The organism is Vibrio sp. 2033, from assembly GCF_033339735.1.
Genome location: NZ_JAWOVC010000823.1, coordinates 1 through 521 on the forward strand (window position 1 = coordinate 1; position 521 = coordinate 521).

The window sequence follows — 521 nt, forward strand, 5'->3', positions numbered from 1 at the left end:
CCTTCATTATAAACATCGTCAGGATCGGAAATTATATCCAGAACAGTGTTTTTATCATATCTTTTGACAGAGCCGTCGGTTCTGATAACCCAGGCATCGATCGAGCGGATTTTGCCGGCGCTGACAAGATAGAAGGCGCGTGCAACCGCGGTAGATTTGCCTTCTTTTGTCAGCAACTTGACGGCATAATTCGCGACCGTTACCAGTCGTCCGTCCGTTCCGAGCGTAACGGTCTGTTCGTCGAGCAATACAACCGCAGGGACATTTTTCTGATAACCCGGCACCGAAGCCGAGGCTGCCTGTCGCAGCCAGGCAGGCGCATCGTCGCCGGCGGCCATTGAAAGGCCGGACGATACCGATATCAGAAAAATAAAGAAAATAGCCTTGGCAATTTTTTTCACAAGCATCTGTCTGGTCTCCTGAATATCACAAATACGACGCAAATACGCCGGCAGAATCCTATTTCTGTGTTAACAGAAGCGAATGCGTGTCGGTTTTCTGAAAAAGATCGAACGCTTTCT

General features: G+C 48.9%; 1 protein-coding gene. It reads right to left on the bottom strand.

Annotation, left to right across the window (positions count from 1 at the left end):
• The coding region (locus R7P74_RS29300; protein ID WP_318124245.1) for a hypothetical protein at positions 1-407 on the bottom strand (407 nt) is incomplete at its 3' end.
• Positions 408-521: the final 114 nt, after the last annotated feature.